Genomic DNA, 21,473 nt, shown 5'->3' with positions numbered 1-21,473 from the left:
GCCATCGGCGTCCCACGCGGCGGCGTTAAGCAGCCGTTGCATCCCGTCCGGGGCCAGATCACCAGCAGCCTCAGCCAGCGTCCACCCGTTCTTGCCAGCCAACGGAGCAAGTAAGCCACGCACGTAGGCACGAGCACGGCGCCGAGGCTCGACTCGCAAGAACCGGCCCGCCACCTGGGCAAACAACTCTTCCAGCCCATCCACCCAAGCATTGAGATCTTCATCAGTCACCACAAGATCGACAACTTACACGACAGATCACAAAGTGCGGCTGGAGTACTAAGAGACCGTCAAAGCCCGCCGCGGGGACGCCGCCGTCGAGAGGGCGTTGTTGCGCAAGGCGCGGATCTTCATCCGGTTCGGCACCTTCAACCACTGCGCCCTTCGACGAGAACAACCCGACCGGCGCGCTCTGCCTCGAGAACGCGATCATCCCACCAGGCCACAAAGGCCCGCTGCAGGATCGGTGCCGACCAGATTGCTGCGGCAACAGCATCATCGGCCAGGAGCACGTGCCGATCTGGGACGCCGAGAAACGCGCCCTCCTCACCCTTCTCGACAGCCCGAAGCTGCCGCCCTGCCGCAAGACCGCCCTGCAGCGCGAACTCACCGACATCGAAACCGTCCTTGGCAAGGCAGACAAGGAAAACCCGTGACGATCACTCCAGACCACCCTGCCGCACCAACCCAGGACGAGGGCGTGCCGCCGCGCACCGCCGTCGCCCTGCGTGAGGCCATGGACCGGCTGCTGGCCGGGCGCCCGCAGCGCATCGACGGCAGGCTGGTCAAGGATGACCTCTGGAAAGAAGCCGGCGTCAGCCGAGCCGCCATGAACCGAGCCCACCGCGTCATGGCCGACTGGAACACACGCGTCACCGAATGCGGCGGGATGACTCCCGGCGAGGCGCGGAAGAACGACGAGCTGACCCAGCTGCGCGCGAAGCTCGCGGAGCGGACCCGCGAATGCGCCCTGCTGAACCACCGACTCGACGCGGCGGGCCCAGCGATCGCGGCCCTGCACCACGACAACACCCTGCTACGCCAAGAATTCGACCAGACCGGGATCCTGGTCACGCTCGACACCCGCCGAACCCAGCCCCCATGACCGGAAGGCAGAACCCGAGTTCGAACCCCGGCAGGCCCCACAGGTTCTGCTTTCACGAACTCCGTTGCTGTGCGCGGCCACCGACGGTCGTACGCTTGTCGCCTCGGTCGGTCGGATGTGGCGAGGAAACTCAGCGGTCAGGTCGCGAGCATCGTCGCGCCTCGGGTGTTCCATGGATCAAGTCGGGTGGTCCGCCTCTTCGAGGCTGTATCTCCAGGCGGACGTCAGTTGACGTGCAGTGCCACCTTCCCGCGCGTGTGTCCGCGTTCGATCCGCCGATGTGCCTCCGCGGCTTCGCCGAGCCCGAGACTTGCGTCGACGGGTATCCGCAGGGTTCCCGTCGAGGCTAGTTCGGTCACCTCGCGCAACGCGTCAATGGACCGGCCGCCAACCCGCTGGATGCCATGGCTTCGCACGGCATCGGTGTCGACGGTCGTCCCGATCCGGGTCGGTGCGATGCCGAGGGCCAGTGACGCGAGCACCGATTCGCCGCCGACCAGGTCCAGCGCGGCGTCGACGCCGCCAGGCGCGTGTGTGGCCACGCGGTCGACCAGGCCGTCGCCGTAAGCCACCGGAATGATGCCGAGCGCGCGCAAGTAGTCGTGGTTCGCCGGGCTCGCGGTGCCGATGACGGTGGCTCCGCGCAACCGGGCCAGTTGAACGGCGACCGTGCCGACTCCGCCTGCGGCACCGTGCACGAGCAGCGTGTCGCCCGCACGGATCGTCAGCGCCGTGAGCGCCGCCGCCGCGGTTTGGCCGGCGGCGGGCAGCGCCCCGGCCAGTGCCCAGTCCAGCGAGTCCGGCTTGGCGACGACCGCGTCGGCGTCAGCGACGATCAGCTCGGCGTAGGCCTGGGCGAAGGCCGATCCGAGAACTGCCTCGCCGACGGCGAGCGCGGTGACACCCGGACCGAGAGCGTCGACCAAGCCGGCGTATTCGTTGCCGACCCGGCGCGGGAACGCCGCCGGCTCGTCGGGGGAGGCGAAGGCACCGCCGCGCGACTTGGCGTCGACGGGGTTCACCCCGGCGACGCGGATTTGGATCCGCACTTGGCCGGGGCCGGGCTCGGGGTCGGGCAACTCGGCGAGGCGCAGTACCTCGGGCGGGCCGTAGCGGTCGTAGACGATGGCACGCATCCGGTGCTCCTCATCATCAGGCGGGATAGGGAACGGTGGCGCGGGCCGTGCGCAGTGCGTCGGCCACCAGCCGAGTTGGTCGAGCAGCAGGTCGGCGGCGTCCGCCTCCGGGTCCTTCGGGTTGCCTTCGGCGTCGAACCGCTGGTGGCAGGAGTGGAAGCTGACCGTCTCCCGGATGGGACACCATGTGCAGTTCGGCGACGACCAGCCGGAGCAGCTCCACCGACCGCAGGCCACCGGCGAGGCCGCCGTAGGAGACGAAGGCGATGGGCTCGGCCGCCCATTCCCGCCTCGCGCCAAGAGCGTTCTTCGGCGCTCCGGGGTAGCCGTGGTTGTACTCCGGGGTCACCACCACGACGGCCTCGGCGACGCCGACCCGGGTGGCGAACGCGTCGACCGTGGCGTCGCGAGCCAGGCTCGCGGGAACAGGAGTCGCCACGAGGTCGACCGTGTCGACCGCGAAACGGGCGTGCGCACCGGCTCTCCGCGTGAACCACTTCGCCACGACTAGGCCGAACTGGGAATCCCGCACGCTCGCGGTGATCACGAGCAGTCGAAACCTGTCCGGCGCTGCACTCGTTCCCGTCTGTGCCACCGTGGTCATTGGGCACTGTCCTGCTCGGCGGCGGGGTTCGTCCGGTTCTCGGCGACAGCCGCCAGCCGTTCTCGGGCTTGCCGCAGGACGGCAGTCAGCACGCTGGTCCGCTCGTCGTCCAGATCGCCGAACGTGGCGTTCTCCAGCCGACGCCAGATCTCGTTCGCCCGGGGGCACAGCTGCGTACCCTGCGCGGTCAGCTCGACGGTGAGCGCCCGCTTGTCCGCGCCGGAAGGCCGGCGTAGGACAAGTCCGCCGCGTTCCATCGCTTGGATCGTCGCGGTCACCGTCGAGCGGTCCCGGCCCAGATAGCGAACGAGTTCACGTTGCGGGGAGGGGCCGTGCTCGTCGAGAAAAAGCAGCACCAGCTCCTGCGGGGGCACCAGCCCGACATCGGCTAACCATCGCGTGGCGAGCGCGGCGTGTGCGCGCACGACCTGCAGCAGCGCCGAGCCCAACGGCGCCACTGCGATCCGCACGCCGACGTGGGGAGGATCATCATCACTTGCTGGCATGCCAACAAGTGTAGCAGAATGTTGGCATGCCAACAGAACTGGTGGACGACCGGCGCCTCCGACTGCTCGCCGGCGTGCTCCTGCTCGGCGCGACGGTCTCCTTGCTGGACACGACCATCGTCAGCGTCGCTCTGGACACGATCGCCGCGCAGACCGACGCGTCAGAGGCCGAGGTCGGCTGGGTGTCGAGCAGCTACCTGCTGGCGATGGCCGTGGTGATCCCGCTGATGGGCTGGGCTGTCGATCGCTTCGGCGCACGGACGGTCTGGCTGGCGACCCTGACGGTTTTCGCGCTCGGGTCGCTGCTTTGCGCGCTCGCCTGGTCCACGCCGAGCCTCGTGGCCTTCCGGGTGCTCCAGGGAGCGGGCGGCGGACTCATTCTCCCGCTCTGCCAAGCGATCCTTACCCAAGCAGCCGGGCCGGAGCGAATCGCCAGGGCGTTGGCGCTCATCACGATACCTGGACAACTCGTACCGGTCGCCGGTCCAGCGCTGGGCGGCTTACTGGTTAGCGGGCTCGGCTGGCGTTCGATCTTCTGGATCAACCTGCCGATTTGCGCGGTCGCGCTGCTCGCGGCGTGGCGCCTTCTGCCGGACGGTGAGCGTCGGACCGGCCTGCGACTTGACTGGCTCGGCGCACTGCTGCTCTCGGCCGCACTCGGTGGCTTGATCTACACGCTTTCGGTAGGCGGCGAGGTGCAGTGGCTTCCCGCCGGAGCCGGCGTGGTGCTGCTGGCGCTCTTCGTTGTCCACGGGCTGCGGACAGCCGAGCCCATCGTCGACCTCCGGCTGTTCGCGCGACGCGGATTCGGGCCCGCGGCGATACTGCTGTTCCTGTCCGGGGTCGCGATCTTCGGCGCGCTCTACCTGTTACCTCTGTACTACCAACAGATCCGGCTGCACACTCCCTTCGAAGCTGGGTTGCTGCTGGCGCCGCAGGGCGTCGGCACCGCACTCGCCCTCCTGGCAGGCAGCCGCTACGTCGACCGTGCCGCGCCCGCCCCACTGGTCGTCGCCGGCACACTGGCCGCACTGGCCGGCAGCGTCCCGTTCCTCTTCGTTACTGCCGAGCCCGACTCGGTGTTGCTCGCCGCGGCCATGGTCGTGCGGGGATTCGGCCTCGGACTGGCAGGTCTGGCCATGACAGCCGCCGCCTACCGGCTGCTCGCACGCCCCGAGATTCCGCGGGCGACGGCGCTCATCAGCGTGCTTCAACGGCTCGGCGGGGCCGCGGGCACGGCGGTACTCGCGCTGGTGCTAGCCACGCAACCGGCAGGCGAAGTCGATGCCTTCGCCATTGCCTTTCAGTGGAGCGCCGGCCTCGTCGCGATCTGCCTGCTACCAGCGCTCGCCCTGCCCTTCCGGCGAGCCGAAGCACCGTCGCCCCCCGCGACCTCGCGGTAGAAGATCGCGATCTCAGGACCTTCGACCAGGATCGAAAAGTCCGGGTTGTGCCACGCCAGGCCCATTAACGATCGAGTGAACTTCTCGATTCCGGGTCAGCCAGCCATGATGTCTCACGGTCGGCCAGCACACAGACTTGCCGTTCCGCTCGACATGACCCTTCGACCAGCACCGCAGTCATTCGCCGATGTCTCACGAGACATTCGAAATCTGGAGAAGACTTCGTCGCCGACATCACCTATGCGACCGACTGGATCGTGGTCAAAAGCGAGTGCGGGCTCACGATCACTGTCCCGGAACGTACCGCCCTGGCCAGCATGCTCGACCGCTGCTGACAACGCCGCCCGGCCTGCCAGCGGAGGTGTCAATATTTCCAGGTGGTGCCGGTTCCGCGGTATTGCTCGACCGGGACGGGGTACTTCTGGCGCATGTGGTCGGTGTAGAGGTGGCCGTGGAGATGATCGATTTCGTGGGCGACGAGGCGGGCGACGCCGCGTTCAAACACGGTGGTTCTCGTGGTGCCGTCGCTGATCTTGCTGCTCTCGCCGTATCTCTCCCGTCGGGACGCGAGAGCCTGGGAGCTTTCGATGGCGGAGTATCCCGTTCGTGAAAGGCACGTGACGGTGGTGAAATCGTGGTCGGTGGGAAGTTTGACGCTCCCGGCCTCGCTCCACTTGGACAGCGGAGGTGTACCCCGGAAATACCTCGTCGTGCCGGTGCTGAGCATGTCGTGGACGCACGAGGCGATGAACTGCTCTGCTTCCACCGGCCGGAACACACCGAAATCCGGGGTCACCACCACCAGACTGCGGCGCAGTTCGGTGTCTTCCTGCCACACCACGTGCCAGTGCGCGGTGCTGCTGTTCGCGCATTTGTCCGGGTGGTAGTTGACGACACCCCACGGTTGCCCGGCCAGGGTCCGTCCGCGAGAATCAGCGGCTTCTCGATCAGCTGCCGGAACACCGCGAGGGTGACCTGTTTTCCGGACACCGTCAGGGTTTTGATCTCCACGCTGGCGGTGGTGATCGCGGCGTTCTGCACGGTCAGCGGCGGCTTCGCAATCTCACTCCTTCACCCCGCGGTGCGCGGGCGGTTGATCATCGATTGGGTTCCGCGCCGGGATAGGTCCAGGCGAACCGGGCGGCGGGCGGGTTCGCCCGGTAGGTGGTGAGCTGGGATTCACGCTGATCGGCGCCGAAACCACCTCCTTCGGCGCCGTTGCAACCCGCGCAGAGCGCGCGCTCGGCCAGGGCGGGGCGCAGCGCGCGGGCGATGGTGTCGAGCGCGTGGTGGATGGCCATGTGGGCGCTCCGGTCGGAACGTCGGCGCCGAGTCCTTGCTCGATTGCGGTCGCGACACCGACGCCGATCTAGTCCGGTACCCGACACGACCCCGCCTTCCCGGATCCAGTCAGAAGCTGAGCCCGCAGTGAGTCGTTGAAGGAGGTAACGCACTCCGGCACTTTCCGCTTCTGCTTCAGGACGATCGCGGACGCCACGGTGGCCGCCGCGACGCCGGCCAGCGCGGCGAGTCCCGCGATCGCGACTGGCCTCTTGATCATCAGGGCGGCCGCGTCAATCGCGTCCTCGACCTGTTGGGGAGCGGAAGTCTCCTTGAGCAGGGCCGCGAGACGTCCGGCGCCGTCACGGATCACACCGGCGTGGCGGATCAGGTCACCGGTACGTAGACCCGCCTCGATGTCGGCGGGGAATGTCGAGGGTGATCTGAAGGTTCATTCGTGATCCTCGGCTGTGCTCGGTGGTGGTCCTGCTACCCGGGATGCTAGCGCTGGTCACCAACAGGCCGAGTCTCTGGCCGCGACCCCGTTGGCGGCGCCGAGTCGCTGGGCGGTCGGGGTCTCCGGGTTGTTCGATCTGGGCGGTGTGTCAGCGGTCGTGACGTCGTCCGCGGCTTCCGCTGGTTGAGCCACGGGAGTCGGTTCGTGGTCAGCGTGCGTTGCGAGCGCGGGTTTCCCCATCGGGTGACGGGACACCGCGCTACGGTGCCGGTTCTCACCATCGCCGACTCGAAGAGGGGCTTGATCGTGCCGCACGACAAGAGGTTCGACATCAGCGTCAACGGTCACCAGATCACCGGTGTCACCGCGTCGCTCAACGTCATCGCGGTTCCCGAGGACCGGCTGCACCTTTCCGGGGCCGAATCCGGGATCGCTATCGAACTCGCCGCGATACAGCATCTCCTGGAACTCGTCGCCGACGGGAGCGTCACCGCTGAACAGGTCCGCAAGCGGTTGCACGACCTCGGAAGCCAGCTTCACGAGTCGAACCGAGAACTACGCGCCATGAAGGAGATCGACGAGCTCACCTGGGCTGGCACCGACTGACCGAAGCTGTCCGGCAAGGCACACCATCCACCGTTACGTCGTGTCCCCGGCTTCCGGTCGACGGGCCACTGTGCGGTGGCGTGCGCGCCGGCGGTCTCGCCCGCGGTCCACCGCCGCAGCCCGGTCGCGGTCGACCAGGTCCACAGACGGCGCTGTCCCCGCGTGCGATCTTGATCCCGCCCGGACCGACGTCCCCGACGCGCCTGAGTCTCCAAAGGACTGTGATGAAGGAGCTCTTCGTGCCCGAGAACGCCTCGCCTCCGCCGCTGACGGTCAACCCCGTGACCGGCGAACCGATCAGCGAAGGCGACACCGTCGCCTTCCGCGTGAGGCACCGTATGCAGGCCGTCGTGAGCGGCATCGCTGAACGTCTCCTCGGTGGGAGACAGTTCGCCGTCTACAACCTGGGTGAACGTGCCACGGATCCACGGATTTCGCCGAGAAACCCCGACATGAGCAGCCCCGACCAGTAAGCACGCCCTCGTGGCGCGGCGGTCGACCGGGCGGGGGCCGCGTGCGACGGCGTTCGCGCGGCGGTGGCCCGTCGTCCGGCGCTCGGCATAGCCGGCGACCTGAGATACCTGAAACGAACCGCGCACGGATAGGCACAACCGCCTGCAAACCGGATCCGGTTTGCAGGCGACCCAGTGAAGGTCAAGACCGCCGGACAGATCCAAGCGCGACGGCCTGCGTCGTATGTTTCCGCAGTTCAGGCACCTGCACGCTCCCGACCGCGCCGTCCACCTGATCCGACGGCGTCGACGCACCCTCCGACAGCCGCTCCACGGTCTCCACCATTTGCTCCGATCCGCCAACGGCGGAGACCGACCTGGCGGGATGCCACACCAGCCACTTCCGCTCGACCTGTTCCTTGAGGTCGACTCCGTGGTGCCGAGCCATCAGCACCACACGACACAACACATCGGCCAGCTCGGCGCCGAACCTGTCGTCCAACTCCTGCTGCGTGTTTCCCTTGGATCTGGCCTGCCCAGTCCGCATCAGGAACGCCTGCGTCAACTCGCCGACCTCCTCCTGAAGCTTCAAGAGAAACCACGTCTCATTCCGTTCGATGCCGTGCGCACGGGCATAGCCCCGCGAGACCCCCTCGACGTCGTCACTCAGCCGCGTCAGATCCATCGGGGCAGCCTAGAGACGAGCCTGACCGAAGCTTGACCCGCGTATCGCATCCCTCGTGGCGCGGCGCCCGAGCCGACAACGCTCATCCGACAGGCGACTTGCCAAATGAACGGAGGGCGCGTTCCAGTCGCCGTCAGCGTAGCCGGTGTCGAAGCGCTGGACGAGCAGGACGTGCCCGTCACGAACCAAAAGGAGCAGGACGTCAACATAGCTGGTGTACGGCACGTCGGAATCCATTTCGGCCGGATACGAGTTTCATTGATATAGGCTATTTGCCCATGTCATGGCAGGTTGTCAGGTGGGCCTCGCACGCTCGCACCGCGGCCATAAGTTCGTCCAGCAGCCCGGCGGAGATGGTGCCGCAGTCGAGGCCGGATGCCTGCACGATCTCGGCGAACGTGGTCGAGTCGTCTTCCGTGATGTGCGTACGGCACCGGTCGTGTGCGAGCACGTCTCGGGCCGCATAGGCGTCGCCGGCGGTCAGCGCTTCCCGCGCGATCCGGGCGGCCAGCATTGGCACGTCGGGGTCGGGTGCGAGGTCGAGCGCGCACAAGCCCAAGCGGGTGCGGAACACGGGATGCCCAGGTGCGGACTCCAGGTTGAGCACATCGTCGATCATCGCTGTCAGCCCCGCTTGGGAAAGCTGTCCGGAGGCGTGGAGGCAGAGCGCTCGCAGGAACGCGGCGATGGCCCGTTCCCAGGGTTCGGGGATCGTGCTGTCGCCAAGCAGGTCCAGGGCGCCGTGGTGGTCACCCGCCGAGTACCGCTCGAGGATGGCGACCTGCCGACCGTCGAGCATCCGCTTCGCGATGCCTTTGTGCTGCTGAAGATGCTGTAGCGCGTCGTGCCAGCGGCCAGCTCGGGTAAGGGCGCGAGTGCCGTCGGCTAGGAGAATGGTCTAGAGGAAGCGTCCTACGTCCTTGTGGTGGCTGGGCTGGTCGACGAGGTGATGGAAGTCGATCCGGCGGCCGTCGACCGTTGCCGTGGTCTGGTCCCGCACGGCCTCGAAGACGTTCACGAAGAGCTGATAGGCACGGTCGTAGTGGCCTGTGCGGATGAGGAGTCTGCCGAGGTTGACCACGGGCTGCAGGGCGAGCTTCGCCGATCGTTCCGGCAGTGGCCAGGCGGTGTGGAAGATGCTGAACTGCTGCCAGCACAACTGCTGTGCCAGATCGTCGAGACCGCAGTCGCTGAGCACGAGCGCCGCCTTGTTGTGGGCCTCGGCGGCTGTGGAGATCCGGTCTTCGGTCGGGTTCTCCGGCGCCACGCGTGCGAGCTGCCGGATCTCGTCGACCCGGCGTTCGAGGGTCCGGCACTGGGGCCGGGCACGGGGTATGAGCGGGAACCATTCGGTCAGTCTGGTGCTGAGACGCTCTTGGTCGGTTCGTTGCACGAAGTCCTCTCAAGGTCGGAGCAGCGGCGTGCCCATGCAGGCCCCCTTTGTGGCGTGAAGACGACAGCCTTGGCGACGTTGGCGAGGATGCTTTGCCTGGTGTGGCTCAGGCCGAGGCGGTTCCAGGCGAAGATCACGTGGTTGGCCAGCACGGCCCGCAGTCCTCGACGGAGGACACCGCCGGTCGCGAGCTCACCGAGTTGAGCCCCTGCCTCGGTGAACGCCGTGGCCCAGCCAGCGAGAGTTCCGTTGTTCTGGAGCAACTTCGCGGTGTCCACGGTCATCAGCCGCCGGAGTCCAGGCTCCAGGCCGCGTAGCCGGTCTGCCGGGGTGTCCGGCGGAAGCGTCCGGTGCTCTGCGACGCGCGCCCAGACGTCGCCTTGTTCATGCCAGTCCTGTTGGGCGCTGCGCATGAGGGCGCTGCACAGCAGGATCGAAAGCTCACGGCGCTGATCGTCTGCCTCGGCTGCTGCGGAGCGGTCGCTGCCGAGATAGGCAAGGATGTGGCGGCTGTCCATGTGAAAGAGGCGGTGAGCGGTGTCCATTGCGGTGGAGCCGCCGAAGGCGTGGGTTTCGGGCTCGTAGATGGTCTTCACCCACCGGGTGATTCGGTGGTCGTGTTCCAGCGCGTCGAGACGCTGGTGAATTAGCCCAGTGGCGTTCTGGGCAGTGCTCTGGTCGCGGGGGAGGAAGCGCACGCGCCAGCACGGGGATTTCCGCATGAAGAACCAGGCGGAGATCAAACCCGTGTCCTCGGCTTCGGTAAGCAGTTTGGCGAGGTCGGTGACGGCGATGCGTTCGGCGGCGTTCCAGTCCTCGAAGTGGACGAACACTTGACACCACGACGAGGTCATCTTCTCCGGTCCTTCCGCGTGGCGGTCAGTTCAGCAGCAGGCAGGCGTCCCACACCGCTGGGGGAGTGGCCTCGGTGCCGACGGCGTGCAGGGCCAGGCCGATGCCGGCGAGTCCGTCGAGGAACTCGATCTCGTCGCCTACCGCGGAGAGTTCGGCAAGCAGACGTTCTGTGAGGGCAGGCAGTTCTCCCGCCAAGTCCGGGGTTCGCGCGTCACGGGACATGCGCCAGGCGGCCTGAAGAACTCCGGCGGTGCCGTGGCAGAGGCCGCTGTCGGTGAGGCGGTCGAGTTGCACGTGGTCGCGCAGGCAACCGAGCATCGCGGCTTCAGCGGTGTGCTGGCGCTCGACATCGCCGGTAGCCAGCGCGGCGAGCTGTTGAGCTCGGGCAAGGCCGGGGGAGCCGTAGCACCACGAGGGTCGTTGCCTGGTGTGCGGATCGACGTGTCCTGTGCGGACCTCGGCCAGGGTGACGAAGCCCGGCCACCACGGCCCTGTCGGATCGGGCTGTTGCCAGATGTCCAGCCAGGCACAGATCCGCGCGATGGCCGCTGCGTGCCCGTCAACGATGACGTCGCGGCGGAGCGCGAGGGCGAGCACGGTCAGAGGGGCGGCGACGCCGTGGGACATGCCCAGGTTGCCGTGTCCGCCGGGGAAATCCGGTGCCAGGGCGCCGTTCGGGGAGACGTCGGTCCACCAGCCGGGCAGCTCGTCCTCGTAGCCGGTCAGCGGTTCGGTCAGCCGGACGAGGTAGGTGAGCACGGCGCTGGTGATGTCGTGGTTGGGATGGCGCTGCAGGTGGTAGCTGCCGAGCCCGGCCAAGCCGCGGATGAGGTCGAATTCGGCCAGCGGCGGCCGTTCGCCGCGGTCGATGCGCGCGTGAGCGTCCTCGATGCGGCGGCGGGTCAGGGCGATGGTGGTGGCGTCGAGTTCGGCGAGGGCTCGCGCGTACCTGCCGGGTTCGTCGGCCGCCACGTCGGTGACGAAGGCGAGGGTCGGGGCACCGAAGTACAGGTTGGCATTGGGGCCGGCGCTGAGTGTCTCCTTCGCGGCGGCCGACAGCCAGGACCGTGCAGTGGCCCAGTCGCCTCGCCCGGAGCGGACTCGCTCGATGTGGAACAGGGCGATGCCCGCCGCGCCTCCGGCCAGGGATTGCGGTCGGCGTCGGCCGGGACCGTTGGGGCTGGCGGTTTGTGGGTCGGCAAGCTGGTTGGCGATGGCGTCTGTTGCGACGTGCGTTTCGGGGATGGGTTGGTTCACAGCGCTCCTCGGGTGCGTGTGGTCCAGCTCAGGGCGGCGGCGCGGGCCAGCCGAAGGCAGGCGCGTTCGGCGTCCGTGTCGATTCCGACCATGCGGACGTGGTGCAGGTGCAGCAGGTCCGGCAGCACCGTCTCCGGGGTGGTGTCGCTCTCGGCGGTGAGGGCGGCGCGATAGGCGTCGAGCGCGGTACGTCGTCGCGTCCACGCGGCGGTGATGCTCTCGCCGCCGGGAATCTCGCGTAGCGCGGCCCAGGCGTCGCCGGGGTTGGCTAGCCGGATCGCGGCGTTGTGCACCGTGCGGTCGACGGCCGGAGCCGGGGACGTGGTGGCGTTGTCGATCAACCAACGCATTCCGGCGGCGGGGTCGCCGGTGACCGAGATGGCGAGGTCGACCATGCTCGCGGCGATGACGGGGTGCAGGTGTTGGCCGTCTCGTCGGCCGGTCACGGCCAACTGGTTGACGGCTGAGGCGGAGTCGGCGGCGAACAGCGCCTCGGCGGCGTGCATGGACGCGCTACTGCCGAACCGTCCTGTTTCCGGGTAGTAGGTGTCGAACTGCACCTGCCCGACGAGACCACGGCGGCGTAGGTCGCTTGACCAGGTGGCGATCCGTGCGGCGGCCGAGCCGAAGTCGGCGTGGTCGTGCAGCCGGAACCGTAGGCGCAGATGGTGCTCGGGATCGTGGTAGCGCAGGAACCACCATTCCGGCTCGTCGTCCCATGTGGACAGTAGGACGGGCAGGTGGGTGGTGAGGACGGTGTTTTGTCGGTCTGGGTGGCCGTAGAGCTTGGCGAAGAGCCAGGGGCTGGCGGCGGGTAGGTGGCCGTGGTCGCGGCTGACGACCCTGTCGGGCCAGCGTCGGTGAGGAACTGGTGGGCTGGTCGTCGCGAGGGGGATGACGACTTCGTGGGCGTGGCCGCCGATCCAACCGAACGCGCTGTCGCTGGGTGCTTCGCGGATCGCGACGTGGCCGGCGCGCTTCAGCTCGGCGTGCAGCACGTGGAGGTGGGCGGGTTCGGTCAGGTCCAGGCGGATCCGGCGGTCGCTCTCGCCGAGGTAGACCGTCTGCGGTACTCGCAGCCGCTGTTGCCACGCCTTCAGGCTGTCCACCCAGCTCTTCCAGGGTGCGTCGGGTTCAGGCAGGTCGGATTTGGCCAGCAGCCAACGGGCTGGCGACAGGATGGTGCGTCGATAGCGCAGCCTCGGCAGGAACGGCAGCCGACTGGCGGCTCCCCATGAGAACGGAGCGCACGCCGCAGCGCGAGCGGTGCTGATCTCGCACAGGAACCGGACCAGGGGATGGATGTGGTTGAGGAACTCCACCGCGCTGAATAAGACCGGTTCTACCGGGACCTGCCGGGACAGCGAAATCAGGTACAGCCGGTGGGGGTCCCCGACGACCGCCAGGTCGTGTACCGGAATCAGGCCGTCGCGGCCGAAGTTGTGTTCGCCCAGGGCAAGCAGGTGCGGCAACACGGCGGGAGTGCGGGCCACGTTGTCCGAACGTGGGTAGAGCGTGGGCCCGGAGACCTGCACCGGGATCGCCTTCTCGTTGACCGTGGGCAGCGCCGCGTAGGCGGTAACCATGCGGTCCCGGTCGTGTTGGGGGAACAGGTCGAGGAACCGGCCGGTCGTGGTCCCGGCCGCGCGGGACACGCCACTCAGGGCGAGCTCGAAGTCACCGTCGTCCAGAGCTTGGAGGGTGGCGGCGTGTATCCGCAGGCGCAGTTCGGTGTGTGGCTGGACCCGGATTTCGCCGAGGTCCGCGACCGCGAGTTCGGTGATCAGCTTCTCGTCGAGCTGGATCTCGTGCTCCTGCCGCAGCGCGGCGGTCTGTGCCAAGGCCAGCAGCGCGTCATCACGATCGGACAGGCCGGGCCGGGCTGCGGTCTTCAACCTCGAATCGCGGTACCCGGCGGGGAATCCGAGACCGGTGTCGCCGTGGAGGAGTTCCTCGACGGGCACCACGGCACCGACTCCGTACCGTTCGAGGAACCGGCCGTGATAGTCCTGCCAGGCCGGTGAGCCGAACGGCTGCGGCGTGAGTTTCACCAGTGCGGCAGCGGCGGCTTCCGCTTCGCACGCTACTGCCGGTGGCAGGCTTACGTCGCTGCCGAGGACCAAGTCCACCGACACCGGCCGCTCGATGGCGGTAACCGCCGTCGCTTCTTGCGCGGCGGCGATTCGCAGGCCGCGGGCCCGCACAGCAGAGCGGGCGCAGTCGTGTTGCGTCAGGGCGGTGTGGATACCCCGTAGGGCACCTGCCAATTCGGCGGTCTCGGGGAGTGTGTCGGCGCCCGCTGCGGTCAATACCTCAACGACATGGGCTAGCGGATCGGCCACCGTCATCGGCGGCTGCAGGTTGGTAATCAGGATCCGCTGCGCGACCAGCCCGGCCAGCATCGTGTCGATCAGGTTCTCCGGGGTGTCGGGGAAGTCGATTGCAAGCTTTGCCGCCAGGTCGCCCAGCCGGATCGGCGACTCTGTGGCGCGCAGGATGGCCTGGGTAGGTTTGGTGTGCCGAACCGACACCTCGGCCGGCTCGTCACCGCTGCCGGATCTCTGCTGCTGGCAGCCGACCACCAGTCGGTCGTCGCGGACGAACGCAAGGTTGGTGCGCACGACGAGTAGGCGATGGCGCAGGTCCCGACAGGACTCGAGGCGCGTGATCACCGCGGCGAGCCATTCGGTCTCGACCCTCGCGACCGGACGGTGGTCGTCGCCGATGTTTCCGGCGAGTGGGGAGCCCAGGCGGGCGGGAGCGATCCCGGCGAACAGGCCGAACGGGGTGGCTCGACCGGTGGCACGCAGCAGATAGCGAACGACCGAGAGCACGGCACGGCGGACCTGGCGCTCATCCAGCCTGTTCCCCGCGCACACCTCTTCGACACGGTGCGCCAACGACGGACTCGCAACTTCAAGAGCTTCAGCGAAGACCGGTGAGCTCCAGACTTCTTGTAGCCATAAGCGCCATCGCGTCACGGGATCCTCCGCGACGTCGGGCACGTCCGTCAGGTCAGGCCAGCGCAGAACATCCGAACCGCCCGGCCTCGTCGCCGCTCGGACGACGGCCGCGTCCACTACCTCGTACACGGGCTCCCCAAAGGTCATAACGCCTGCACCCGGTGACGGGTAGACAACAGCCGCCACCGGGTGCAGAAGTTCATCGGATCGTGCCTACGCGCAGGAGTTGCAGGCGGACTCGCAGGTGGAGCCGCAGCCGTCGTCGGTCAGCCGCATCATCTCCTCCACCACGGGACCCGACTCGGCGATGCTGAGGTCGAGGTCCCAATCGGACGCCATTGCCGGGGCTCCTGGCGTCGACGCGACCTGTTCCAGTAGTGCTGTCACGAAACCTCCTCCGTTGAAAGGTGTTGCGATTACTTCCCCAGGTGTCCTTTGTGGTCAGGACGCCTGTGGTCGGGGCCAGGAAATGACGACGCGCGTGTGCTGCTTGTCGACGACGCATCCCTGGGGGAGTATGGAGATCGGGGTGCCTGCGGGGTAGGCCTCGATGCGGGCGCCAGGACCTCGCCGGTGGTCGCGGTCCCACGTGCGCAGCAGCTCGACGTACTCCTTGGCGACGGCCTCAGCTTCTGGCCCGTGGGCGTACACGCCGGTCTCGAAGGTTTCGGTGCCCTCGATCGGGCGCTTGGTGCGGTAGGCGAAGCTGCCGCCACGTACGAGGGTCGGCACACCGCGCTTCGCTGAGGGGCCGACCAAGCCGCGCTCGATCGGGCCGTCCTGGGCCGTGAGCAGGCCGAAGGCCGGCGCATGGGTACCGATCCAGAAGTCCAGTTCGTCGACCTGGTCGAACTCGACCCCCGACCACCGCATAACCCGCGGCATGAGCAGGGCTTCCTGCAGGCGGCCGGCGTCGACCGCCAGTTCCTCGTCGACTGCCAACTCCTCGTCGACCCGCAGGACGACCTCGTCGCCGTCCAGCGGGACTCGACGTTCGGAATGAGCCCCTGAACCCTGCATCGGGACGAAGCCGCACAGGCGGTAGTCCCGGCTGACCAGGTGGTCGCCGACGCGTTCGAAGACGACGGTGCGGGTCAGGCCACGCATCCGGAAGGGGACGATGATCCGGCCGTGCTCGGTGAGCTGGTCGGACCAGGCAGGAGGAATGTCCCAGGCACCGGCAGTCACGATCACGCGGTCGAACGGTGCCCTGTCCGGCACGCCGTTCTCCGCGTCGGCCAGCACCACGTTGACCTGGTCGTAGTCTGCGGCAGCCAGGCACTCCTTGGCGCGGGTGACGATGTCGGAGTCGATGTCGACCGAGGTGACCTGTCCGGCCGTGCCGACGAGTTCGGCGATCAATGCCGCGTTGTAGCCGCCCGAGCCGATCTCCAGAACACGCATCCCTGGTTCGATCTGAGCCTGCTCCAGCATGACCGCCTGGATGTGGGTCGCGGAGAGAGAGCTGATCGCGACGCCGTTCTCGTCTCGCTTGGTCACTACGGCGCTGTTAGCGGCGTACGCCTTCTCCAGCGGCTTCCCTGGTGCGAACAGGTGGCGTGGCACGGTTCCGATGGCGGCGGCCACCTGCTCGCTCTGGATCGCTCCAAGGTCGCGCAGTTCGGCCACCATCGCCTCGCGCAGCTCTTCTGCCTGGGGGGCTACGTCGAAGTTGATGTCTCGGGCTGTAGTCATGCGGTCACTCTTTCAGACTCAAATGTTCGGCTTTCCGGCTCTCTCGTTGCACGCTCTCGGCCCAGACCCTCCTCACATCACCCCCGCCTGAACTTCCGGATACAGCACGATCCCGTCGTCGATCTCGACGAGGTCGAATCCCTCGGGCACCGCGCACGCGGACAACCAGTCCTGTGCCTCCCGGCCGCCGCGGGCGAGCTGCTCCTCGACGTCCGGGGACGGCGCGTTCCGAGCGCGGCCCGCGGTGGTGAGCTTTGCGTTGCCGTAGGAGGTGTTGATCCAGCAGGGCTTGGTCGCCAGCTCGATCAGGCGGATGTTCACGCCGTGCGTCGTGTTCGCGCACCAGCACGCCGGCGGTGTTCAGCAGGGTGGCTTGGCTCCTGCGACGTTCTCCTTCTCTGCCAAGGCAAGTTGCTTCGCGCTGAGGGGCTGGCTGTAGCAGATGGCCGGGAATCATGACGATCTTCGCGCGATACCTGGCCACGGTGAGCGCCTGCGCGACGCGGTCACGGAGGCGCCGAGTAGCAGCGTCCTGTGCGCCGACGTCGCCGAAGTCCTGGCAGGTGGGCCTCGCGGAGACGGAGGTAGACGTGGCTCTGGTCGTTGCATGCCGCGGCCGTCGCAGATCAGCGGGACCGCGAGCCGGGGGTCGTGGATGATCAGCCGAGGTGGTTCGCCCTGGATGCGCTGGTGAGCTGGCTTCGTTCCTCGCTGCTCGGCGGTGATCATCGCGGCTCGTCACGCGACCTTCTCCGCGACGGGCACGACGTCGCGTGGCACTGGGCCGGGACGGAGCCGCGGCGCGGGAATCTCGCGTCTCGGACACCCGGCCTGGGAACGGGGTCCGGTCGTGCATGCTCGCCCGGTGAACACCGTGTCAGCGGCCACAAGGTGACAGCGGAGGTTCACCCTGGGTTCCACTCGGCACGCTGGGCGATCTCGGCGTGCACCGAGCAGAAGAACCGTTCCTCCACTTTCTCTGTGCCGGGATCCAGCCGCAGCCGCCGCCACCATGCCGGCCGGGGCCGGGGACGGCGAGGAACGCCCAGAAGAAGCCGTTGCTGCCGGTCTGGGCGATCCCGGTCGGCACGAGTCCCGCGGCCACCGTGAGCGGCGTCGCCGCGGCGAGTGCGCCGGCGGCGATCGTCAGCGGACTCAGCGCGGCCTTGCGCAGGGCCTCCCGCACCGTGGACGTCGACGTACCATCCACTGTGGACTCTTCTCTGGCGGATGCTCCGGACGAGGTAGGCACAAGGCGACTCCGAAACGGTGAGGGGACAGGGAAAGGGGCGTGGACGCTCAGGTGAGGCGGGTGGCCGACGACTCCAGCGAATGGGTGAGGCTGGCCAGCAACGGCTCGACGCCGGCGGGGACCGGTTCCGCGCGCAGCCGGTTCCGGGTTTCGTCCGGCAGGTCCAGGTCGGTCGCCGTCGCGAGGTGCAGCGCGTCCAATCCCCGCCAGAGAACGCTCGCAGGAGCGGGAACCTCCGCATGGGGGGTCACCTCCCTCAGCAGGTAGCACCGGGCCCAGATCGGCGCGCCCGCATTCGTCAGCTCGAACCTGTGCCGACGGCGGAACAAGGACGCCCGTTCCTCCGCAGCGAAACCGCCCGCGACCAGCCTGCGCCACACCAGCGTCGTCGAGCGGAAGTCCAGGGCCAGATAGGCCAGCCACTGACCCACCCCGAGCGGCTTCGGCTCGCCGCGGATGTCGTGCCACAGCGGCGCTTCCACGGTGTCCCCGTCTCGGTCCCGGTCGCGGCCCACCGGGCAGACACGTCCGGCGTGATCGACGACAATGTCGCGGTCCAGTACGAGCTCGGCCAGCAGCAGGAACCCCAGTACGTGCGCGACACGTTCCTGGTTCTGCATCGCCGGGCGATACTGGCCGCGGCAGTAGTTGGCCGCCAGCGCCATATCCGCGAGCCGATCCGACCGAATGGCCTGCGCGATCGAGATCCGCGGCGAACGATCTCGCTCCTGCTCATGGCGGCGGTCATCCGCGGCTGAGGCGGAGAGAGCCGGCGACGTCGATTCAGCCGCTGGCTCCGGTGCCGGGGTGCGCTTCTTCGGCGGCTGGCGATGAGCGCCGTCGAGGAAGGTCCCGGTCCGCACCGGATCGCCCGGGTGGCCCGTACCGCTGAGGCGGGGCAGGGGAACTGGAAGGGTCCGCTCAGTGGCGGGAGTGACGTAGGGGTGGGACAGCTCAGATTGACGCAGCTTCGGCGCGGGCCCTGGTCCGGCCGGGTGCTGGCCCACCCCTGGTCCGGCCAGGGGAGGGGCCGGACGTCTGGTGCTGCGCAGCGGCGGCAGGGTCGACATCGCTGGGTCCTGCGCGGCCGGGACAACGACCTGCCCGGGCACTCCGGTGAAGTGCGGAGACATCCAAGCTCCCAAGGGTGCTAGTGGGAACGGTGGCCTGAACCAAGTCGCGGTGAACGGTCGGGCCACCCGTGCTCCCGTGAGACAACGGGTGTGTGTACGTCCGCCTGCGAGGCGTCGCATGTCCGCGACGGCATCGTTATCCGCGAGGGATTCGCGTCCGGGATCGGCATCGTGCTGACCTGCGACTTTCGGATACGGCCCTGAACGGCCCTGAGAGGAGGCGCCTACCAAGAGGGCCACGGTGGCCCCTTGTGTGCGAGACCGCCGACGACGAGCGGGTCCATGGCGTGCGGTTTCACCGGACCTTGCGGATACCACTGCCAGCAGGGGACCACCTTCCCCAGGTCCATGCCCGTATTCGGCCGCACCAGAGAGAGTTCACCGAACAAGTCCATGACCTCGGATTCCGGTAGAAACACCCCGGTTCCGAGCGGGCCGGTGCAGAACGCTTCCTGTATCCGATACGCCAGGCGCGCAGCAGCGTCGACTGGCGGAATGCAGAAGGAGTCCAGGGAAACAAACGAGCGGTCAAAAAGATTCTTGGTGATCCGGGCTACGATGTCCTTCGCCGAAAGATGAGGTTCTGGCGGGATGAACGGCAGCGTCGAACAAAGCACCAGCCCGATGGGCTCAACGTCGGGCGCATCGAGCAACATGAGTTCGCGAAGGTCACGCATGAAAGTGGGACTGAAGACGTCGGCATAGACTACTTCGACAAACCTGCTCGGCCGGAGCTGCTCCTTGAAGAAGGCCTGCCGGGCACGATGTGCCATGACAATGTCGGGTTCGACATACAGGATTTCCGCGTCCGGATTGATGCGATGAATCAGCTGATGCAAAGGATCCGGCGCCCACACGTCCGCGCCACAGATGACGAATCGCTTGACTCTGCAGGTACGGCCGACAAGAAGGCGACATACCCTTGCTTGAAACTCAGCACTGGCGCGCAGTAGTGTCGCGTGATTCTGTTGTCTTTACTTGGCGTTGTTGTCGACGAGTTTCTTGATGTTGGTCTGGAGGAGGCGGACTTTGGCGAGGATCTCGTCGGTCGTGGCGGTCCAGATGAAGGGCGTGGCGTCGGAGTTCCAGTGGGTGATGTAGTCGCGGATCTGCTTGATCAGGACCTTGACGCTGGTGAAGGTGCCGCGGCGGATGGATTGGCGGGTGGCGATGCTGAACCAGGTTTCGATCTGGTTCAGCCAGGAGGAGCCCTTGGGGGTGAAATGGAAATGCACCTGCCGGTTGTTGCGCAGCCACGCCTGCACGTCGGGCGTGGTGTGCGTGGACAGGTTGTCCAGCACCACGTGGATCTCTTTGCCCGCGTGGGGTTTCACCGCTTTATTGAGGAAGGCCAGGAAGTCGGCGCCATTGCGGGTGGGCGTGCACTCGCCGAACACCTCGCCGGTGCCCACGTCGAGCGCGGCGAACAGGTTCGTGGTGCCGTGCCGCACGTAGTCATGGGTGCGTTTCTCGCTCGCGTCGAACTCGATCGGCAGCAACGGCTGGGTGCGGTCCAGGGCCTGGATCTGGGTCTTCTCGTCGATCGAGAGAACCACAGCCCCGCCGGGTGGGTCGAGATACAGTCCGACGATGTCGGCGACCTTCTCGGCGAAAGCCGGGTCCTTGCTGATCTTGAATGTGCCCTGGCGATGCGGCGCCAACCCGTTGTCCCGCCACAGTGTCGCCACGTAGTGATGCGACACCGACACCCCCTCGGTCCGCGTGATGAACGCGGCCATCTCCCGGCTCGACCAGTGCGACAACCCCGATTCCGCGGGCGGGCTCGTCCGCGTGGCCGCCAGGATCCGGGCCCGGACCGAGGACGGAACCTGCTCCCGGCCCGCCCCGCGAGGCCGCTCCAGCAACCCCGCGACCCCCTCAGCCTCATAGCGGGCCAACCAGAAATTCACTGTCGGCCGCGACACCCCCGCCAGCGCCGCGATCTCCTGCTTCTGCCGGCTCTCCGCCCGCCACAACACGATCCGCGCCCGCGTCGCCACCGTCGCCGGCACGTCCGGGCTGCCCACCAGGGACCACAACTCGGCCCGTTCGTCCACCGTCAACTCCACCCACCCAGTCAACAACACGACCAGTCACACCCATGTAAAACAAAGAGAATTACACGACAGTAGAGCCCTTGCATCGTTTGCGCCGTTCGGCAACACGCCGAACACGGCAGAGGCGACATTCCTATCGACCTGATAGCTGCCCCCACCGCCGAGTATGGCGTCGATGACCCCTCGACCGGTGCGGCATACCTATCCCCATCGGCAGCCGATAAGGATTCGGGGACCAGTTCCGCGGTCGATTCTTCGCGCATTCACATGCCTCGCTTACTTCATGTTCTCGGCTGCGATCTCAGTGCACTGAATGGACGCGCGAGGCTGGCCGGGCAACTTGGAGAGGTGCCGAAAACTGTGCTTGGGAAACCCCTGGTTAACGTAGAGTGATTACTGGCAAGTAACCCGGACTGTCAGTCCGGGTTCGTTTGCGTGACAATCGACTACGCTGAGTTGTCATCCCGCCCGAGGGCACCTCGGTCAGCGCGTCGTCCCCGTCCGTCCAGTGAGCACGACTTTTGCGCGATCAACTGTGGCGACTGCATCGTCATCGAAAGCCGGTCGGTCCGTCGCCGATGCCGAGTGCACGGTGGTATCTGCCGTGCTGGTCCTTCGCCACGCCGACGACGA

At 67.4% G+C, this 21,473-nt stretch carries 24 protein-coding genes and 2 pseudogenes; 6 read left to right on the top strand and 20 right to left on the bottom strand.

Going from position 1 to position 21,473, the window contains the following annotated elements; all coding sequences use genetic code 11:
• Positions 1-234, bottom strand: a pseudogene (locus tag ACM6LU_RS38080) (IS701 family transposase); the annotation flags it as partial.
• 278 nt (positions 235-512) lie between these two features.
• Between ACM6LU_RS38080 and ACM6LU_RS38075 the strand changes: the two are divergent.
• Together ACM6LU_RS38075 and ACM6LU_RS38070 are read left to right on the top strand one after the other, a co-directional pair.
• Positions 513-656 (top strand): hypothetical protein, encoded by a 144-nt coding sequence (locus tag ACM6LU_RS38075; RefSeq protein ID WP_414942725.1) that lies wholly within the window; start codon positions 513-515, stop codon positions 654-656.
• Entirely contained in the window at positions 653-1,105 is a 453-nt protein-coding gene (locus ACM6LU_RS38070) for a hypothetical protein (protein ID WP_414942724.1), read from the top strand. The genes ACM6LU_RS38075 and ACM6LU_RS38070 overlap by 4 nt, the downstream gene beginning before the upstream one ends.
• 224 nt (positions 1,106-1,329) lie before the next feature.
• On the opposite strand, the gene ACM6LU_RS38065 is transcribed toward ACM6LU_RS38070, so the two are convergent.
• From ACM6LU_RS38065 to ACM6LU_RS38055, 3 genes are read right to left on the bottom strand one after another with little or no spacing between them, the layout of a single operon-like run.
• Entirely contained in the window at positions 1,330-2,241 is a 912-nt protein-coding gene (locus ACM6LU_RS38065; protein ID WP_414942723.1) for an NADP-dependent oxidoreductase, read from the bottom strand.
• A 16-nt stretch (positions 2,242-2,257) separates the two neighbouring features.
• Positions 2,258-2,845 (bottom strand): NADPH-dependent FMN reductase, encoded by a 588-nt coding sequence (locus tag ACM6LU_RS38060; protein ID WP_414942722.1) that lies wholly within the window; start codon positions 2,843-2,845, stop codon positions 2,258-2,260.
• Positions 2,842-3,351, bottom strand: a complete 510-nt coding sequence (locus ACM6LU_RS38055) for a MarR family winged helix-turn-helix transcriptional regulator (RefSeq protein ID WP_414942721.1) — start codon at positions 3,349-3,351, stop codon at positions 2,842-2,844. The genes ACM6LU_RS38060 and ACM6LU_RS38055 overlap by 4 nt, the downstream gene beginning before the upstream one ends.
• A 26-nt stretch (positions 3,352-3,377) precedes the next feature.
• Here ACM6LU_RS38055 and ACM6LU_RS38050 point away from each other — a divergent pair, with 26 nt between their 5' ends.
• Positions 3,378-4,754 (top strand): DHA2 family efflux MFS transporter permease subunit, encoded by a 1,377-nt coding sequence (locus tag ACM6LU_RS38050; protein WP_414942720.1) that lies wholly within the window; start codon positions 3,378-3,380, stop codon positions 4,752-4,754.
• Between the two features lie 236 nt (positions 4,755-4,990).
• Positions 4,991-5,089 (top strand): annotated as a pseudogene (locus ACM6LU_RS38045) (HNH endonuclease); the annotation flags it as partial.
• A gap of 29 nt (positions 5,090-5,118) precedes the next feature.
• Here the strand turns inward: ACM6LU_RS38045 and ACM6LU_RS38040 are convergent.
• The 3 genes from ACM6LU_RS38040 to ACM6LU_RS38030 form a co-directional block, all read right to left on the bottom strand.
• Positions 5,119-5,592: a peptide deformylase gene (locus ACM6LU_RS38040; protein ID WP_414942719.1), complete on the bottom strand. Its 474-nt coding sequence runs from the start codon at positions 5,590-5,592 to the stop codon at positions 5,119-5,121.
• A 259-nt stretch (positions 5,593-5,851) separates the two neighbouring features.
• Entirely contained in the window at positions 5,852-6,055 is a 204-nt protein-coding gene (locus ACM6LU_RS38035) for a hypothetical protein (protein ID WP_414942718.1), read from the bottom strand.
• A gap of 68 nt (positions 6,056-6,123) precedes the next feature.
• The gene (locus ACM6LU_RS38030) at positions 6,124-6,408 is read right to left on the bottom strand and encodes a hypothetical protein (protein WP_414942717.1); all 285 of its coding nucleotides are present in this window, start codon (positions 6,406-6,408) and stop codon (positions 6,124-6,126) included.
• Between the two features lie 348 nt (positions 6,409-6,756).
• Between ACM6LU_RS38030 and ACM6LU_RS38025 the strand changes: the two genes are divergently transcribed.
• Both ACM6LU_RS38025 and ACM6LU_RS38020 read left to right on the top strand, forming a co-directional pair.
• The gene (locus ACM6LU_RS38025) at positions 6,757-7,098 is read left to right on the top strand and encodes a hypothetical protein (RefSeq protein WP_414942716.1); all 342 of its coding nucleotides are present in this window, start codon (positions 6,757-6,759) and stop codon (positions 7,096-7,098) included.
• A gap of 239 nt (positions 7,099-7,337) precedes the next feature.
• Positions 7,338-7,571: a hypothetical protein gene (locus tag ACM6LU_RS38020; protein WP_414942715.1), complete on the top strand. Its 234-nt coding sequence runs from the start codon at positions 7,338-7,340 to the stop codon at positions 7,569-7,571.
• Between the two features lie 181 nt (positions 7,572-7,752).
• Here the strand turns inward: ACM6LU_RS38020 and ACM6LU_RS38015 are convergent, their stop codons facing one another.
• From ACM6LU_RS38015 to ACM6LU_RS37955, 13 genes are all read right to left on the bottom strand, one after another.
• Positions 7,753-8,235, bottom strand: coding sequence for a hypothetical protein (locus ACM6LU_RS38015; protein ID WP_414942714.1), 483 nt, complete (start codon positions 8,233-8,235; stop codon positions 7,753-7,755).
• Positions 8,236-8,503: 268 nt separating this feature from the next.
• Positions 8,504-9,034 (bottom strand): hypothetical protein, encoded by a 531-nt coding sequence (locus ACM6LU_RS38010; protein WP_414942713.1) that lies wholly within the window; start codon positions 9,032-9,034, stop codon positions 8,504-8,506.
• A 99-nt stretch (positions 9,035-9,133) separates the two neighbouring features.
• Complete coding sequence (locus ACM6LU_RS38005) at positions 9,134-9,628, bottom strand: hypothetical protein (protein ID WP_414942712.1); 495 nt, start codon at positions 9,626-9,628, stop codon at positions 9,134-9,136.
• On the bottom strand, positions 9,589-10,461 hold the full coding sequence (locus ACM6LU_RS38000; protein WP_414942711.1) for a thiopeptide-type bacteriocin biosynthesis protein: 873 nt from the start codon (positions 10,459-10,461) through the stop codon (positions 9,589-9,591). Before ACM6LU_RS38000 ends, ACM6LU_RS38005 begins: the two co-directional genes overlap by 40 nt.
• Positions 10,462-10,507: 46 nt before the next feature.
• The gene (locus ACM6LU_RS37995) at positions 10,508-11,740 is read right to left on the bottom strand and encodes a lanthionine synthetase C family protein (RefSeq protein WP_414942710.1); all 1,233 of its coding nucleotides are present in this window, start codon (positions 11,738-11,740) and stop codon (positions 10,508-10,510) included.
• The gene (locus ACM6LU_RS37990) at positions 11,737-14,850 is read right to left on the bottom strand and encodes a lantibiotic dehydratase (RefSeq protein WP_414942709.1); all 3,114 of its coding nucleotides are present in this window, start codon (positions 14,848-14,850) and stop codon (positions 11,737-11,739) included. The genes ACM6LU_RS37995 and ACM6LU_RS37990 overlap by 4 nt, the downstream gene beginning before the upstream one ends.
• Before the next feature lie 66 nt (positions 14,851-14,916).
• Positions 14,917-15,090: an FxLD family lanthipeptide gene (locus ACM6LU_RS37985; protein WP_414942708.1), complete on the bottom strand. Its 174-nt coding sequence runs from the start codon at positions 15,088-15,090 to the stop codon at positions 14,917-14,919.
• A gap of 54 nt (positions 15,091-15,144) precedes the next feature.
• On the bottom strand, positions 15,145-16,398 hold the full coding sequence (gene fxlM, locus ACM6LU_RS37980; protein WP_414942707.1) for a methyltransferase, FxLD system: 1,254 nt from the start codon (positions 16,396-16,398) through the stop codon (positions 15,145-15,147).
• Between the two features lie 72 nt (positions 16,399-16,470).
• Positions 16,471-16,719: a hypothetical protein gene (locus ACM6LU_RS37975; protein WP_414942706.1), complete on the bottom strand. Its 249-nt coding sequence runs from the start codon at positions 16,717-16,719 to the stop codon at positions 16,471-16,473.
• A 556-nt stretch (positions 16,720-17,275) separates the two neighbouring features.
• Positions 17,276-17,608, bottom strand: coding sequence for a hypothetical protein (locus ACM6LU_RS37970; protein WP_414942705.1), 333 nt, complete (start codon positions 17,606-17,608; stop codon positions 17,276-17,278).
• A gap of 89 nt (positions 17,609-17,697) precedes the next feature.
• On the bottom strand, positions 17,698-18,783 hold the full coding sequence (locus ACM6LU_RS37965) for a GPP34 family phosphoprotein (RefSeq protein ID WP_414942704.1): 1,086 nt from the start codon (positions 18,781-18,783) through the stop codon (positions 17,698-17,700).
• A gap of 224 nt (positions 18,784-19,007) precedes the next feature.
• Entirely contained in the window at positions 19,008-19,733 is a 726-nt protein-coding gene (locus ACM6LU_RS37960; protein ID WP_414942726.1) for an SAM-dependent methyltransferase, read from the bottom strand.
• Between the two features lie 24 nt (positions 19,734-19,757).
• Complete coding sequence (locus tag ACM6LU_RS37955; RefSeq protein WP_414942703.1) at positions 19,758-20,840, bottom strand: IS630 family transposase; 1,083 nt, start codon at positions 20,838-20,840, stop codon at positions 19,758-19,760.
• Positions 20,841-21,473: the final 633 nt, after the last annotated feature.

Source organism: Amycolatopsis sp. cmx-11-51 (assembly GCF_047608665.1).
In the GTDB taxonomy this organism is placed as follows: Bacteria; Actinomycetota; Actinomycetes; order Mycobacteriales; family Pseudonocardiaceae; genus Amycolatopsis.
Note: the sequence above shows the minus strand (reverse complement) of the source record. Positions and strands in the feature narration are given on the sequence as shown.

What these genes read in the sequence shown, in the direction of transcription:
- ACM6LU_RS38015 (WP_414942714.1), bottom strand. Translation starts at nt 8,235, where the DNA reads ATGGATCTGACGCGGCTGAGTGACGACGTCGAGGGGGTCTCGCGGGGC.
- ACM6LU_RS38050 (WP_414942720.1), top strand. Translation starts at nt 3,378, where the DNA reads ATGCCAACAGAACTGGTGGACGACCGGCGCCTCCGACTGCTCGCCGGC.
- ACM6LU_RS38035 (WP_414942718.1), bottom strand. Translation starts at nt 6,055, where the DNA reads ATGGCCATCCACCACGCGCTCGACACCATCGCCCGCGCGCTGCGCCCC.
- ACM6LU_RS37990 (WP_414942709.1), bottom strand. Translation starts at nt 14,850, where the DNA reads ATGACCTTTGGGGAGCCCGTGTACGAGGTAGTGGACGCGGCCGTCGTC.
- fxlM (WP_414942707.1), bottom strand. Translation starts at nt 16,398, where the DNA reads ATGACTACAGCCCGAGACATCAACTTCGACGTAGCCCCCCAGGCAGAA.
- ACM6LU_RS38010 (WP_414942713.1), bottom strand. Translation starts at nt 9,034, where the DNA reads ATGCTCGACGGTCGGCAGGTCGCCATCCTCGAGCGGTACTCGGCGGGT.
- ACM6LU_RS38065 (WP_414942723.1), bottom strand. Translation starts at nt 2,241, where the DNA reads ATGCGTGCCATCGTCTACGACCGCTACGGCCCGCCCGAGGTACTGCGC.
- ACM6LU_RS38060 (WP_414942722.1), bottom strand. Translation starts at nt 2,845, where the DNA reads ATGACCACGGTGGCACAGACGGGAACGAGTGCAGCGCCGGACAGGTTT.
- ACM6LU_RS38055 (WP_414942721.1), bottom strand. Translation starts at nt 3,351, where the DNA reads ATGCCAGCAAGTGATGATGATCCTCCCCACGTCGGCGTGCGGATCGCA.
- ACM6LU_RS37965 (WP_414942704.1), bottom strand. Translation starts at nt 18,783, where the DNA reads ATGTCTCCGCACTTCACCGGAGTGCCCGGGCAGGTCGTTGTCCCGGCC.